This window comes from Mangrovivirga cuniculi, from assembly GCF_005166025.1.
Classification (GTDB): Bacteria; Bacteroidota; Bacteroidia; order Cytophagales; family Cyclobacteriaceae; genus Mangrovivirga; species Mangrovivirga cuniculi.
On record NZ_CP028923.1, the window covers coordinates 2,370,689 to 2,385,934 of the forward strand.

At 35.5% G+C, this 15,246-nt stretch carries 18 protein-coding genes; 11 read left to right on the top strand and 7 right to left on the bottom strand.

Translation table 11 applies throughout. From position 1 onward, the window contains the following. Positions 1–117 precede the first annotated feature (117 nt). From DCC35_RS10400 to DCC35_RS22065, 3 genes are all read left to right on the top strand, one after another. Entirely contained in the window at positions 118–2,202 is a 2,085-nt protein-coding gene (locus DCC35_RS10400; protein WP_137090728.1) for an S-layer homology domain-containing protein, read from the top strand. A 224-nt stretch (positions 2,203–2,426) separates the two neighbouring features. Next, positions 2,427–3,287, top strand: a complete 861-nt coding sequence (locus DCC35_RS10405) for a hypothetical protein (protein ID WP_137090729.1) — start codon at positions 2,427–2,429, stop codon at positions 3,285–3,287. After that, a complete protein-coding gene (locus DCC35_RS22065) occupies positions 3,284–3,427 on the top strand; it encodes a helix-turn-helix domain-containing protein (RefSeq protein ID WP_394347725.1) in 144 nt (47 codons plus the stop codon). The genes DCC35_RS10405 and DCC35_RS22065 overlap by 4 nt, the downstream gene beginning before the upstream one ends. On the opposite strand, the gene DCC35_RS10415 is transcribed toward DCC35_RS22065, so the two are convergent. Continuing rightward, complete coding sequence (locus DCC35_RS10415) at positions 3,411–3,722, bottom strand: hypothetical protein (protein ID WP_137090730.1); 312 nt, start codon at positions 3,720–3,722, stop codon at positions 3,411–3,413. The two genes, DCC35_RS22065 and DCC35_RS10415, sit on opposite strands and share 17 nt — an antisense overlap. Before the next feature lies 1 nt (position 3,723). Next, entirely contained in the window at positions 3,724–4,347 is a 624-nt protein-coding gene (locus DCC35_RS10420; protein WP_137090731.1) for a M15 family metallopeptidase, read from the bottom strand. A 146-nt stretch (positions 4,348–4,493) separates the two neighbouring features. On the opposite strand from DCC35_RS10420, the gene DCC35_RS10425 reads away from it, so the two are divergent. From DCC35_RS10425 to DCC35_RS10440, 4 genes are all read left to right on the top strand, one after another. Beyond that, positions 4,494–5,432, top strand: coding sequence for a succinylglutamate desuccinylase/aspartoacylase family protein (locus DCC35_RS10425; RefSeq protein WP_137090732.1), 939 nt, complete (start codon positions 4,494–4,496; stop codon positions 5,430–5,432). A 176-nt stretch (positions 5,433–5,608) separates the two neighbouring features. Beyond that, the gene (locus tag DCC35_RS10430) at positions 5,609–6,052 is read left to right on the top strand and encodes an Hsp20/alpha crystallin family protein (RefSeq protein ID WP_137090733.1); all 444 of its coding nucleotides are present in this window, start codon (positions 5,609–5,611) and stop codon (positions 6,050–6,052) included. 121 nt (positions 6,053–6,173) lie between these two features. Further along, positions 6,174–7,124, top strand: coding sequence for a DnaJ C-terminal domain-containing protein (locus DCC35_RS10435; RefSeq protein WP_137090734.1), 951 nt, complete (start codon positions 6,174–6,176; stop codon positions 7,122–7,124). Positions 7,125–7,144: 20 nt separating this feature from the next. Further along, a complete protein-coding gene (locus DCC35_RS10440) occupies positions 7,145–7,516 on the top strand; it encodes a hypothetical protein (protein WP_137090735.1) in 372 nt (123 codons plus the stop codon). A 5-nt stretch (positions 7,517–7,521) separates the two neighbouring features. On the opposite strand, the gene DCC35_RS10445 is transcribed toward DCC35_RS10440, so the two are convergent. From DCC35_RS10445 to DCC35_RS10455, 3 genes are read right to left on the bottom strand one after another with little or no spacing between them, the layout of a single operon-like run. Beyond that, entirely contained in the window at positions 7,522–8,433 is a 912-nt protein-coding gene (locus DCC35_RS10445; protein WP_137090736.1) for an aminotransferase class IV, read from the bottom strand. A gap of 3 nt (positions 8,434–8,436) precedes the next feature. After that, the gene (locus DCC35_RS10450; protein WP_137090737.1) at positions 8,437–9,150 is read right to left on the bottom strand and encodes a sulfotransferase-like domain-containing protein; all 714 of its coding nucleotides are present in this window, start codon (positions 9,148–9,150) and stop codon (positions 8,437–8,439) included. Positions 9,151–9,160: 10 nt separating this feature from the next. Then, on the bottom strand, positions 9,161–10,084 hold the full coding sequence (locus tag DCC35_RS10455; RefSeq protein WP_137090738.1) for an AraC family transcriptional regulator: 924 nt from the start codon (positions 10,082–10,084) through the stop codon (positions 9,161–9,163). Positions 10,085–10,282: 198 nt separating this feature from the next. Here DCC35_RS10455 and DCC35_RS10460 point away from each other — a divergent pair, with 198 nt between their 5' ends. The 4 genes from DCC35_RS10460 (at position 10,283) to DCC35_RS10475 (ending at position 13,020) form a co-directional block, all read left to right on the top strand. Next, positions 10,283–11,806 carry an aldehyde dehydrogenase family protein gene (locus DCC35_RS10460; RefSeq protein ID WP_137090739.1) on the top strand — a complete coding sequence of 508 codons (1,524 nt, stop codon included), beginning with the start codon at positions 10,283–10,285 and terminating at the stop codon, positions 11,804–11,806. A gap of 75 nt (positions 11,807–11,881) precedes the next feature. After that, complete coding sequence (locus DCC35_RS10465; RefSeq protein ID WP_137090740.1) at positions 11,882–12,256, top strand: DUF779 domain-containing protein; 375 nt, start codon at positions 11,882–11,884, stop codon at positions 12,254–12,256. Positions 12,257–12,554: 298 nt separating this feature from the next. After that, positions 12,555–12,812 (top strand): cold-shock protein, encoded by a 258-nt coding sequence (locus tag DCC35_RS10470; protein WP_137090741.1) that lies wholly within the window; start codon positions 12,555–12,557, stop codon positions 12,810–12,812. A 13-nt stretch (positions 12,813–12,825) separates the two neighbouring features. Further along, the gene (locus DCC35_RS10475; protein ID WP_137090742.1) at positions 12,826–13,020 is read left to right on the top strand and encodes a cold-shock protein; all 195 of its coding nucleotides are present in this window, start codon (positions 12,826–12,828) and stop codon (positions 13,018–13,020) included. Between the two features lie 94 nt (positions 13,021–13,114). Here the strand turns inward: DCC35_RS10475 and DCC35_RS10480 are convergent, their stop codons facing one another. Then, on the bottom strand, positions 13,115–14,200 hold the full coding sequence (locus tag DCC35_RS10480; protein WP_137090743.1) for an amidohydrolase family protein: 1,086 nt from the start codon (positions 14,198–14,200) through the stop codon (positions 13,115–13,117). Positions 14,201–14,207: 7 nt separating this feature from the next. Then, entirely contained in the window at positions 14,208–15,242 is a 1,035-nt protein-coding gene (glsA, locus tag DCC35_RS10485; protein WP_137090744.1) for a glutaminase A, read from the bottom strand. Positions 15,243–15,246: the final 4 nt, after the last annotated feature.

Sequence of the window (15,246 nt, forward strand, 5' to 3'; positions counted from 1 at the left end):
TATACAGGTTTTGGGATTTGCAATCTGTAGACAATTAATAGATATCTTAATTTTTGAGTGATTCAGTCTTGGTGATACATTAGAGATTTACTAATAATCTTAAACCAAAATTGAATTATGATTAAGAACAGATTATGCTATCTACTGGTATTGATGATAATGCTGGTATTTCATGGGTGTAACAATGAGCAAGTAGATCCAATTTCTGAAACCAATGAAAAAACTTCCTCCATCAGAACAACTCCGCCAAAAGAACATGGTCGTGATGTAATTGAAAAAGGCATTCCGCCAGGAGTTAGCGGTAGGAAAAGTGCACGAATTTCTGGCAATAACAAATTAGGGATGTGGCTTTGGTACCTGGAGGGTACAGGATATTCTAGTCACTCTGCTTTAGCAAGCGATCTGGTAGATATGGGCGTATCCAGAATTTATGTTAAAGTTGCTGATGGCACTAATATTTGGAAAGAAAATAAGGATCAAGCCGTTGTAAACGCATATAAAAATGCGGGCTTGGAAGTTTGGGCATGGGCTTACAACTATCCAGGAAATGAATATTCTCAGGCGAACGCAGTATATTATGCTGCTCAAGCAGGTTTTCAGGGTTTTGTTAGTGATATTGAAGTAGAGTTTGATGGTAAAACTTCTGAGCTGCATAGTTTATTTGGTGAATTTAGAAAGGCCATTAATGAAGCTAATAGTGATGGATATGGTAATGGATTTAAACTTTATTGTACTAGCTGGGGCAACCCGAAAGATCATGGAATGCGCGTTGATATTATAGATCAATATGTAGATGCACATATGCCACAAACATATCTGGAGGTATGGGGAGGATCTTATATGTCAAATGCAAAATACTGGGTTGATTATGGTACAAATGAGTACCGATCACTAGGGTGTAAAAAACCTGTTCATCATATAATTAGTACAGAATATGATCAGATAACATCAAGTCAGATTAATGATGCAATTGCAGCATCTGGCGCTGAAACTTCAATTTGGAGAATTCCAGGAGGAGGAACGTCCCTTAGTATTTGGAATACTCTAGAAAATGTAAATTGGGCTGCTGATTTTGGAAATCAAAATAACGGATTAGCCGATATAGATGGTCATTGGGCTGAGTCTGAAATTTCAGAGTTAATTAACAAAGGTTATCTATCTGGATATAGCGACGGAACCTTCAGGCCTGACCAAAGTTTAACTAGAGCGGAGTTTGCCGCTATGATTTCTGCTACAATTAATCCCGATTTGAATCCAAATTACCAAAACAGGTCATTTATAGATATTTCAGGACATTGGGCAGAAAATCAAATTTTACAGGTAGCCAGAGCTGGTTATTTATCTGGATATCCTGATGGGACCTTCAGGCCGAATGACAGGATTTCTAAATATCAAATGTTAATAGCTTTGGCAAGCCATTCAGGGTTAGATAATGCTAATGAGTCAATTTTAAGCTACTTTTCAGATTATACGGATATCCCTTCCTGGGCGAGAGGTGCTATGGCAAGAGCAGCTTTTAATAAACTAATTGCTAATTACCCTACAAAAGCAAAACTTGATCCATTAAGAAATGCCTCCAGAGCTGAATCGGTAATGGCTATTTACCAAATTTTAGTTAAAGAAGGCGTTGTACCTCCTGTATCAAACAGTTTTAGAGTTACCAGTCTTAAATCTTCTTCTACTTATATTGCCGGAGTTCCTTATTTTTATCAATTAGACAATGATTACAATCCTTATGGCTCATGTCAAAATACAGCGATTGCCATGGTAATTAACTATTACGGAGGAAATACAACTCCAGACGATATTTCTAATTATTATGGAGGTACAGATAGAGCACAAACTGTTCCTGGGCTTGAATCAGTTTTTAATTCTGAGGCTGCGTATTTTGGGTTAAATGTGAGGGTAAAGGGAACAACCCGAGGATCACTGTCAAAAATGAATCAAGTTTTAAAAGAGGGCAAACCTGTAATTGCTCATGGTTATACAACTAGCTATGGGCATGTATTGGTATTCCTTGGATTTGATGGGACCTATTATACCGTACATGATCCGTACGGAAAATGGGATCAGAATGCTTATAGTTCGGGATATTATAATAGTCCATCAGCGGGTAAAGTAATTAAATATCACAAAGATGCAGTTAGAGCGGCTTTCTCTCCAGATGGTTTGCTATGGATGCATGAGATTTATTATCAATAATGTAAACAAACCAGTTAATTAAAAAAATAGCATCAAGAATTTCCTTGATGCTATTTTTTGTCCTTAATTCTTGACTTTTACTGTAATATATTTTTCAAATAAAAATTGTATTAAAATAAAAATTGAATTATTTCAATTTTAATTTTAAATTAAGTAATATTTAGGCTGTGCTTATTCAACTAAGTCAACTACGTTATATTTAATTTTTCCAGGGATCTGTAAGAATGTATTTAATTAAATATCAAATTGATCATTTAGATAATATCTGCAAAAGCATTGTAAATAGATTTACAGGTGAATGGAAAAATGATTGCCTATTAGTGGAAGATGATGGAGTAAATGGTTTTACCTATAAGCTTAATTTAACTCCAGAGTTATCTTTTATGTATAACAAATTCAATACAGATGCTCCTGTAAATATTCTGCGAAAATCTGACAGTTCCTCTTTTCTCATTCAGATTGACTTTCATTTAAAGGGGCAAAGTGATATAGTTTACCTTCCGGAACCTAATTCCCAAATTGGAAAACTAACATCTAAAAACTTCAATGTTTTACTATCGAATTCTTATCTGGATTGTGAATTGAAATATCATGAAGATCAGGATCATCACAATTTTTCCATAGTGGCAAATCAGGATTATATTCGAAGAAACTTTCTGGATTTAATGAATCTTAAAGAGGAACTACATAACCTATTGACATATCGTGATAAGCTTTACTTAGGAGGTAAAGTACAATTAAATGTAGTAGAGATAATCCATTCTATCATTACAGATTTAAATGAAGAAAAGAGAAATTACCCACTGTTAAAAGCAAAAGTCGATCAAATTCTGGCTTTATATTTGGAATACTTAAATGATTATGATTTTAAAAGTTTGCGTTTTAAAGATGTAGATAGTGATTTATTAAATCACGCTATTCAAGTTATTAATGAACATATCAATGAGGTAATTACTGTTGAGGGGCTGGCAGAAGAACTTGAGATTAGTTCGGCCAAACTAAAAAAGTTATTTGCTGATAACCTGGATATAAGTGTGGGCAGATATATTCGAAAATCCAAACTAAAAAAGCTTATCAGTGGATAGAATCAAATGAATGTAACGTGACAGAAGCGGGCAAAAAAATAGGCTATGCTAATTTGAGTCATTTCACCTCAGCCTTTAGAAAAGAATTTGGAGTCTTACCCAAAGAAGTAAAAAGCCAGGATCTTAAAAAATACTTTTAAAAAATAATTTTACAAAAAAGTTAAGTTTTGTAATCTTAAATTCCCCATTTACAATTTTTGCTATCTCTTTTCCTTTATGAGTTATTATTACCAGTTCTTTTGCCTTTTTGAGTTGATCATTGCTTTTTAGGCTTGACATAAGTAGCTTAAATGGCAAATCAGGTGTTTTTTCTGACAAAATATCAATATGAATTTTATCAGTTATTGTTGTGTAAACAGTAATCGATTTATCCGATTTGGGTAGTCTGATCGCTGAACCTATCTCGATCTGATTTTTTCCAAGATTATTATCCATTTTAATCACATTCTGTTTTTTGGTTAGAAATTGAATATTTCCTGGCGTTGTTAAAATTATAGTGCCACCATTCGGTGTTAATGTGCTTAAAACCGTGCTTAGCCATTACTGTTTTTAGTAATAATCTGTTTTGTAAAATATTATCAGATAGATTTTTGTATGTGTGATTAGCTTTTTTTCCAAAAAAATCAAAATCCGTTCCCATTTCCAGTTCATTCCCCGCTTCATCTACAAGAGTGATATCCACTGCTCCCCCGCGATTGTGAATTGATCCACCGTTATATGGGTTTGCTACGTATCCGGGTTTTGGATATATTTTCCACATTTCCTTCTGGACATCCAATGGTCTATAGCAATCAAAAAATTTGATCCTGTATCCTTTTTCCATGAATTCTTTATTAGCTTCGATCAGTGCCTTTGCTACCTCTTTTCGGATCATGCACTTATTACAGTCATAAACTTTTTTGTTGATAAAGTTATTTTCAGTAGCATACCTCATGTCATAAACAAAGTCATCAGAAAGCTCGTCAATGAAGACAAATGAAGATTGATCCTGAATATCAGTAGGTATCTGTACCTCTGAGGAAAGTATCAGAAGAATAAAAAAAGAAAATATTGTTTTCATAGAGTTAGAATGATTTGATTTTGGTCTGTTACTACAAACTTACAAATATTTAGTTGACCATTCATTTAGTAATTGTAATTGTTAACTTCAGGTTAATTAATTAGTTATAAATTTTATTTTTGAAAAGAAATATCTAATAGCCAATAATGGAAATAAATAAAATCCCTGTTTTGCCCGGTGAAGAGAAGAAGATAGATGTGAATATAGCCAAGCTACCTTCACATTCGCCGATAGATATAACGATAACTACATATCGTTCTACTAATCCCGGGCCGGTATTATTATTAACAGGAGGAATGCACGGAGATGAGATTAACGGGGTCGAAATAATCAGGAGAATTATTGAAAGAGGTCTTCATAGGTGCTCTGCCGGATCGGTAATTTGTATCCCGGTTATAAATATTTATGGATTCATACATTTTTCCAGGTATGTACCAGATGGAAAAGATGTTAACCGTTCCTTTCCAGGCAATAAAAATGGTTCATTAGCATCAAGGATAGCATATTACCTCATGAAAGATATAGTACCTTTGATTGATTTTGGTATTGATTTTCATACAGGAGGTGCAGACAGGACAAATTACCCCCAGGTTAGATGTAAGTTAGATGATGAACGCAACAAAACACTGGCTGATGCTTTTTGCGCTCCATTTACTTTAAGTAGTCCTTACCGGCCAAATTCATTAAGAAGATCTGCAGCTAAGGAGGGAAAGCAAATTATTGTATATGAAGGAGGGGAGTCTTCTCGATTCGATGAATTTGCTATAAATGAAGGGATAAATGGTACTGTTCGTCTAATGAATAAAATGGGGATGACTGATAACTATATTGATCCAGTCGATGAAACACATGTAATTAAAAATTCATCATGGGTTAGAGCGGGTAACTCGGGAGTATTTTTATCAACCGTTAAATATGGTGAGTTGGTACAAAAAAACCAGGTTGTCGGAAATATCTTTGATCCATTTGGGGATTTTGAATTAAAGGTGAAAGCTCCAGCAGCAGGTTATGTTATTGGTCTCAACCATAACCCAATCGTTCACCAGGGCGATGCTTTAATGCATATAGGTGTGGTAAAGCGTTGAGTAAATGTGACACTTTTGCAGCAATTTATTCCACATAAATCTGACATTTTAACTTTTTAATACCTTGATTTTAAGCGTTTTGTGTCAAAATGACATTTAAACCAATACTGCTGATAATTGGAATATTTTTTGCCTTTATATAAGTGAAATAGATGTTGAACCAAAACCAGCTAAATATGACACTTATTAGATCCAGAAGAGACATGTTTCCAACATTAAATGGTTTGTTTGATGACTTCTTCAACCAGGATGAAAGTTGGGGAACAGGAAACGCTATGGCAAATCGAACCTCACTTCCTGCAGTGAATGTGAAGGAATCTGAGGACAGCTACAACATAGAGTTAGCTGCACCCGGTATGAAGAAAAAAGATTTTAATATAGAATTAGAAGATAATGTTCTAACTATATCAGCTGATAAGAAAGAACAGGAAACTGAAGAGGATGAGAATTATACTCGAAGAGAGTTCTTATACACTTCTTTCTTGAGAAAATTCACACTACCTGAATCAGCAGATGGAGAAAAAATTAAAGCTTCATACACTGATGGAGTTCTTGATATTTTTGTACCTAAAAAGGAAGAGGCAAAACCAAGACCTCCAAAAAATATTGATGTATCATAGAATATTTGAGCGGGAGGATATTATCCCGCTCTTTTTTTATGTGATTTTTCTCACATTAAAAGACGGGCATTTTGGTCCGTTTTTTTGTTCAAATGATTAACTTTAATATAAACCTTTCAAGATGGATTATAAGGATTATTACGATATTTTGGGAGTAAATAAGAAAGCATCTCAGGATGAAATAAAAAAAGCATATAGAAAACTTGCTGTAAAATACCATCCTGATAAAAACCCGGATGATAAAGCTGCTGAAGATAAATTTAAAGACATTAGCGAAGCTTATGAGGTTTTGGGTGATCCTGAAAAAAGAAACCAGTATGATAAATTAGGTAAAAACTGGAAACAATATCAAAATGCAGGATTTGATCCAAATGCAGCTGGCGGACCATTTGGTGGACGAGGTGGAGGTTTTGAATATCAATTTCAAGGCGATCCATCTGAATTTTTCGGAGGAAGTGGATTCTCAGATTTCTTTGAATCGTTCTTCGGTGGTGGCGGCAGACGTTCTTCAGGTAGGAGCAGAGGAGGTTTTGGAGGGTTTGGTGAACAAAATGTTCCTGGAAGTGATTTAACAGGAGATCTGAATATTTCGCTTCACGAAGCATTTCAGGGTACAGAAAGGATTATTACGGTTGGCTCTGAAAAGATCAAAGTAAAAATTAAGCCGGGAGCCTATGAAGGTCTTAAATTAAGAATAAAAGGTAAAGGTCAGCCAGGTCCTACAGGTACAAGAGGAAACTTAATTTTAAATGTTAAAGTCAGGGAAGACAGCAGATATAATAGAAAAGGTGATGATCTCTATCTCGACCATGATGTAGATATTTTCACAATGATGCTAGGTGGAGGAACAGAAGTAGACACTTTATCGGGAAAAGTAAAGATAAAACTTCCGGAAGGAACACAAAACGGTAAAACTTTCCGTCTTAAAGGAAAGGGAATGCCTGTGTATGGTCAGCAAGGTAATGGTGATCTGTATATTAAAATACAAGCCAAACTACCAGAAAAACTAAATAGTGAACAAAAAGAAATTCTTAAAAACTTTAAAGAAAGTCTTAGAAAACAATATGTTTAAACAGCAACCGAATTCTAATTATGATCTATGAAATTATAAATTACGGCACTGTCCGCACTAATCCTACTTTTAGTCGGTTTGAAGAAGCTTTAAGGGATAAAAATCTGTCTTATAATGCATCTAATATAATTGAGATCACAGGTAAGGATGTCTCAGAGGACATGTCTGAGGCAATAAGTAAAGCAATTCAAGTCTGTATGAATAGTGGTATTCCTGTTGAGGAACACTTCAGAAAATATTTTATTTCTGACGAAAATAAGCATACACTATCACATGACTGGAAGCTTTCTAAATTTGCTTATACGCTGGTCTTATTAAATAAAGCTCCCGATCACCCATATGTAAGCCAGTTACAGGCTCAGATGATCAAAGAGTTCGTGGACAGACATTAATTAATTCATTTAAGATCATCTATTCTTTCTCCTAATGTTGGGATTAATTCATGGATTTTATCAACCAGAAATCCTCGAAGGTTAGTTCCTGTTTTATTTTCTATTTTCCTTCCGTCTATCTCCATGACAGGAGTTAACTCGCCCATTGTACCAGTACAAAAAACTTCATCACCATTATAAAATTCATTGATCGATAAGTTTCTTTCAACAACTTCAAGACCTGAATCCCGCGCTACATCAATAACCAATCCCCGGGTAATCCCTGGTAAGCACGCATCTGCGTAAGGAGTGTAGATTTTATTTTTATGCACCATAAATAAATTAGTATCATTTAGTTCTGATACAAAACCATTGGTATCCAGCATTACTCCGGCATCAACTCCAGCGAAATTTGCCTGGACTTTTGCAAGTATGTTATTTAACAAATTGTTATGATGGATTTTACTATCCAGATGCCTTGGAGAGTTTCTTTGTATAGATGAAGTAATCACTCTTATGCCATTTTCATTATCATAAACCAGTGGTTTCCATTCGGCGAGGATAATTAGGTTTGAGCCTTTTGTATTAAGTCGGGGATCCATTCCCGAAGTGATTTTTTCTCCTCGGGTTAGTGTAAGCCTGACATGGGTTTGATCAGTCATCCCATTTGCTCTCAAGGTTTCAGCTAAGGCCTTTTTTATAAATTGCCTGTCAGGAATATCTTCGAATGCCAGCGCTTTTGCTGAATATTCAAGCCTTTCAAGATGTTGATCAAGACAAAAAATATGATCATTATATATACGTAATCCTTCCCAGACACCATCTCCTCCTTGTACAATACTGTCAAAAACGGATACTTTGGCCTCATTACGGGGATACAGTTTATTTCCTACCCAAACTTTTATGTCTTTATTTTTCGGATTAAATTGTTGTAGCATGGTTTATCTAATAGCGTGTTTTAATAATTTATTATAGTATTTCAATGACTGTTTATAAAGAGAAAGGTACTTTTCAGGCACATCTTTTGGTTCTTCAGTCTTTTGTTTTAATCCAGAACTATTATGGACATTTGCGTACCAATATTTTCCCCATATCCCATCTTCCGGCCTTGGGCCGGGTTCCCAGGAAAGCATTGAACTGTCATACTCAATATTAAGAGCTCCGCAAATTTTCTTCAAAGATGATTCAGGACTCTGAAGAACAATTCCGGAATCAATAACCAGCGGATTTTTACCCTTTTTGGTCAGGTGGTTAAAAAGATCAAGAGAGTAACTATATCCTATTTCTTTTTCAGGGATTTGATCGACAACCTTAGAAAAAGAAGTGATAATATGAGATGGTTCTCGTATTAGAAAGACATTATGCATTTCGTTCATAAAATCCCTGTTAAGTCCTTGAATATGTTTTGCCATATCCTTTATAAACAATACTGGAGTCTTTTCAGCAATTGAATAGAGATTATTGGTTACTTTTTCAGGGTCATACTCCATAGAATTTAAGATTTCCTCCCTGCCCGGATGAACGATATTAGTATTTTTTAAGTAATAACCATAAAAAGGTTCGTCAATAACACTTGTATCAGATCGTTGTGCAAAAGCATACATTAATGCGGTAGAGATGTTCCGTGGACCGGAAATCAAATGTATTATACTCATTTACCTTCGGTTAAAAAGTTTTTGAAGTCTGAAAGCTTTTAGGTGTATAGCCGGTTTCCTGTTTAAATGCTTTAATAAAATGAGATAGATTTTCAAATCCACAGGAATAGCAGACAGCAGTAATATTTTGGGATGTATTTTTCAATTCATTTTTAGCGAGTTTAATTCTCTCTTTGAGAATATAATGAGCCGGGGTTTGACCCATCGATTCTTTAAATTTTTTAAAAAAAGTTGCTCTACTCATGCAGGCTACCTCGGCAACTTTGCCAAGATCTATATTATTTCTAAGGTTGGTTTTAATGAACTGGATTGCCGCTGCAAGACTATTATTTCCTGCTAGTTGATTGTAAGAGGATTCAAAGACCACCCTTGCCTGGGTTTGCATAAGCCTGACGAGCATTTCTTTTAAGGTCAGGTCGATCATTATATCCTTAATTTTACCCTTTTCACTCTTAGTGATTCTGACAATTCTATTAATTGCATCAGCAAGATCAAAGTTATTGTTCATATGAAATATTGACGGGTCAATATCCCAATCTCCCCATGAGTCTTCTTTTGGATGAAGTTCTTTCAGTTTATGGACCGTATCTAAAATTATTTCATCAGATATTGTCAAGGCGATACATTGAGTTGGATTCCCTTTTTCTGCTTCTGGAAAATCAATATTCATTAATTCTCCAGGTGGCAATATTACAGATTCTCCCGGCAGGTATTCAAATGATGGTCTATCCGGTAAAGTCATTATCTTTTTTCCTTTGAGCATGCTCGTAAATACAAAATGATCAAAGACCAGATTTACATTTTCGACTGTCTGATGGGTTTCAAATAAGTTTAATTCACATGAGTCAAAGGAATAGGAAGTCCTGTTTTCAACAAGAGTAAGTAAAGACCTTTTTTCATTAAAGGGGAAAGTATCAATGAGATGCTTTTTCACAGGTTTGAGCTAGTTAGGATTTATTTTAATGTAATATTTTTTTTGATTATAATCCACTAAAAAAGTGTTTTTGGTTGGAATAATATTTTGAATTTTCGATCAAATACAGACTAATAGAATATGTAAACAGACTGTGGGCAAAGTTTAAGTTAAATATTTGGGAGAAATTAGAAATTTAATACTAAAACAACCCCAAACATGAAAACAGCAACTAAAAAACAAACTACGGTTGACAGGCCGCAATTCAAACCTCATTATGATCATTTCATTGGAGGTAAATGGGTTGCTCCGTCGAGTGGAGAGTATTTTGATAATATTAGTCCAATTGATGGAGAAGCCTTCACCCGTGCAGCGCGAGGTAATAAGGATGATGTAGAAAAAGCTATTGATGCAGCTCATAAGGCTTTTACCACATGGTCTAAAACTCCTGCTGCAGAAAGAGCTAAAGTACTTCTTGATATTGCAGATGTTATCGAAGAAAACCTGGAGCAACTGGCTCGTGTTGAAACTATTGATAATGGTAAGGCTTTACGCGAAACTAGAGCAGCTGATCTTCCTTTATGTGTTGACCATTTCAGGTATTTTGCCGGAGCAATTCGTGCAGATGAATCAAGCATTTCCGAACATGATCCAAATACAGTTAGTATCAATCTCCAGGAACCATTAGGTGTTGTGGGGCAGATAATTCCCTGGAATTTCCCATTATTGATGGCAACGTGGAAGATTGCCCCTGCACTAGCCGCCGGATGCTGTACAGTAGTTAAACCTGCGGAGCAGACTCCTACAAGTATAATGATACTTATGGATCTTATTAAAGATATAGTTCCTGATGGAGTTATAAATATTGTAACAGGCTACGGTCCTGAAGCAGGAAAGCCATTAGCTACTTCATCAAGAATTTCAAAAGTCGCATTTACTGGGGAAACCACAACAGGTAGATTGATTATGCAGTATGCTTCTGAAAACCTGATTCCGGTAACTATGGAGCTTGGAGGTAAATCCCCAAATATTTTTATGCCGAGTATAATGGAAGCAGATGACGAATATTTTGATAAATGTATTGAAGGTGCAGTAATGTTTGCACTTAACCAGGGTGAAGTTTGTACCTGTCCTTCAAGAATACTGGTTCACGAATCTATTTATGATGCCTTTATGGAAAGAGTGGTCGATCGAACAAAAGCAATCAAAATGGGACATCCTCTTGCCGAAGATACCATGATGGGCGCCCAGGCTTCAAATGATCAGTTTGAAAAAATCTTATCCTACTTGGATATAGGTAAACAAGAGGGAGCCGAAGTATTATGTGGAGGAAAAAAAGCAGAATTAGATGGTGATCTTGAAAATGGATACTATATCGAACCGACCATATTTAAAGGGCATAATAAAATGCGTGTTTTCCAGGAAGAGATATTTGGCCCTGTAACATGTGTAACCACCTTTAAAGACATGGAAGAGGCCATTGAGATTGCTAACGACACATTGTATGGTCTCGGAGCAGGATTATGGACAAGAGATGCACACGAGATCTACCAGATGCCAAGAGCGATAAAAGCTGGTAGAGTTTGGGTTAATTGCTATCATGCATACCCGGCTCATGCTCCATTTGGTGGATATAAAAAATCAGGTTTCGGTAGAGAGAACCACAAAATGATGTTAAATCATTATCGAAATACAAAGAACATGCTCATTTCGTATGATAAAAATAAGTTGGGTTTCTTTTAGTAGATTTTATTGCGTGGTAAGTGAAAGAAGGAGAAGGTAAGTTGCCTTCTCTTCTTTTATTAATTAAATTATACTATGGAGAAGGTAGAAAAGATCAGTCAGACTAAAGAGGCTTCAGAAGTAATTAAGCAACTTAAAGACCGTTATGGACCTTTAATGTTTCATCAGAGTGGAGGGTGTTGTGATGGATCGTCTCCAATGTGTTTTGAAGATGGAGATTTTAAAGTAGGTGAAAGCGATGTATTACTAGGAGAGATTGATGACTGTAAATTTTATATGTCTAAAGATCAGTATGAGTATTGGAAACATACCCATTTAACGCTTGATGTTACTAAAGGAAGGGGTTCTAGCTTTTCGTTGGAAATACCGCTTGGAATCCGTTTTATAATACGTTCAAGGATGTTTACCGAAGAAGAAGTGAACCAGCTCAAAGAAGCCGGTGAACTCTGAGTAATATTTAAGGCAAGAGAGACGAATAATATTTAATAACAAAGTTCTTTATTTCAGATAAATATTTGTACATTTGTATCGTAGTAATATTATTAACCTTGATGACCTGTTTTGTTAGTCAGGTTTTTTGTTTATATTTATTCCTACCAAGGCATAATTGATTCATAGGATAAGCTCTCTCAATTAATATTGTTTCAAGTATTATTTTCTGAATCCGGAAGCTGGTTTTACCAGGAAATTCCATATGTCAATAATCCGGAAAAGCCGGGTTGTTTATTTATAATTCAAAGGATAGTTCATGGCAAGATCTCAAAACAGCTTTATTAAAAGGCAAAAAGAGAAAAAGAAGTTACAAAAGAAAAAAGAAAAAGAAGAGAGGAAGAAGGAACGCCAGGAAAATAACGACAAAGGTGGTGATTTGGAGGATATGTTAGCTTATGTTGACGAAAACGGAAATATAACAACAACTCCACCCGAGGAGAGAGAAGAGAAAAAAGAGAAGAAAGAGCAGAGAAGGGATCAATCAAGACCTAATAACAGAAAAGAGAATTACTAATAACAATTAATATATAATGGAAGGTACAGTTAAGTTTTTTAATGAAACCAAAGGTTTCGGTTTCATTAAACCATCAGATTCAAGTGAAGACATTTTCGTACACGCATCAGGTTTGATCGATGAGATCAGAGAAGATGATCACGTAGAGTTCGAACTTGAGCAAGGAAGAAAAGGCATGAATGCAGTAAATGTTCGAGTTATTGATTAATAACTCCTCTAGTTTATATATTCAAAGTCATTACAAAAGCAGCCTCTGGCTGCTTTTTTTATTTAATTGCGGATTGATATTTCGCTGCTAAATCTTATTTATCCATATTGTCTGCCTCCCAGGCCCTGACTTTTTTATTTGCTGCATCAAAAAGCCTGATGTAGTTTTCCTTGGTTACTTTATTTTTAGCTTCAGTATTTAATTTATCCCAAAGAGGTTGATACATCTTATATACTGCCAAATACATATCTTTCGAATCAGGAGCTACAACGTCAGTTCCAAATAAAAACCTGTCAGGATACTTATTTATCAGATCAGCAGTTTTCTGGATGTTTTCAGGACTGGAAACTACATATTTAGCTACTTCATCCCATGAAATATCAAAGTATAGATTTTTAAATTCACCCAAAGTCAATGCTTTTTCGATAATTTCCAGATGTCCAGGTGTTCTTTCTCCAGGTGAAATAGCTCCGCTTTTTGCAGGATGAACAACTCTTCCCAAACCAGTATGTGCCCAAATTATGGTAGTATTAGGATGTCTGCTAAAGAGATCCCGCATTTGCTTTACATAGGTAGGTAATTGATTTGGTTTTTGAAAAGGAACATCGATATCGCTATGTAAAATAACCAGTAAGCCTGATTCTTCACAAAAATCCAGAATCTTGTCGAGAGCAGGATTATTAATGCTAGCAGTCGGTCCTGCCACTTTTGCGGAAACAAATTCCTTATGGATAGAAAATTCTCCAATACCGCTAAATACACCCGGAAATGTTTTTAATACCCTTTTAATGTGATCTACTGCATACATATCTGCAGGATTAAAACCAGTGATCATCGGGTCAAATCTTTGCTTCTCATCCTCTGACAAAGATTTGTAAGCCATTGCGATATGAGCATCAGTAAAAGAGTAATAATAAAGCGGAGCATCAGATTGAAGGTAATAACCCGGAGCGTAATCTCCTGTATTTTCATAAGACCATGTTTGTTGAAGAGGTATGCCAAATAGTGCAACCCTTCCAACAGCATTACCCATAATTTTCAGAAATTCCTGGATATCTGTGCCTTTTTGAATGTAATTGGTCAAGTGAAAATGGGAGTCATTGAATAAGTATTCGTCTTGTGCATTAACAGAATGATGAGAGATTAAAAATATTCCAATGAAAAAGGCAATGATTTTCATAATCCAATTATTTAACTGTGAAAAGATTTACTCCTAATTTTCTCGAAACTTCTATTATAGCCCTCACACCACGAACGCTATTTCCTGCGACATCGAGACGTGGGGAAAATGCTGCAATTCCAAAACGACCCGGAGCCACTGCAATTACACCTCCGCCAACACCACTCTTTCCAGGCAACCCTACATAATAAAGCCATAGTCCTGAATCATCGTAAAGTCCGGCGGTACACATCACAGCCATAATGTGAGGCAGGTATTTTTCATCAATTATTTTTTCTTTAGTTTGTGGATTTACCCCTCCATTAGCCAGAGTAGCACTCATAACGGCTAAGTCATGAGAATTAACACTAATGGCACATTGCTTAGTGTAAATATCAGTTGCTTCAACAGGATCAAAGTACATTCTGTTATAAGCTTCAAGTAAATGAGCTATAGCGCGATTTCTGTTATTTGTTGCAGCTTCAGATTCATATACTTCCTGATCGACATCAAGATCTCTTCCGGCAAACTTGCTAAAAGTTGTAATGATGTTATTCCATTTTTCATCATAAGTATCCCCTTCAACAAGGCTGGTTGTAGCAATAGCTCCTGCGTTTACACATGAATTTGATGGCCTGTCAGGCTGAACTTCTATAGCAACTATCGAATTGAAAGGACGGCCAGTTGCATTCACACCGATTGTATCAGGAATTGCTCTAATCCCTAATCTTTGCATAACCATTGCTAAAGTAAAAACCTTGCTTATTGATTGTATGGAAAAACGATGTTCTGAATCACCAATGTCATAGATTTCACCATCTACAGTACAGATGGAAATACCAAATAAATCTGAGGGGACTTCAGCTAAAACAGGTATATAATCTGCATTAGCACCATCCTTATTTTGAAGTAATTTTTCATGTGCCTCTTTAAGGGCTTCATTATATTCGTCTGCTGTAAATTTGGTCTTTTGAGCTACAGCAGGTATTAAAGTAAGTATACTCAGGCAAACGATTACCGTGAGTTGCCTGCATTGCTTGTTTTTGAAAAGATTAAAGTTCATAACT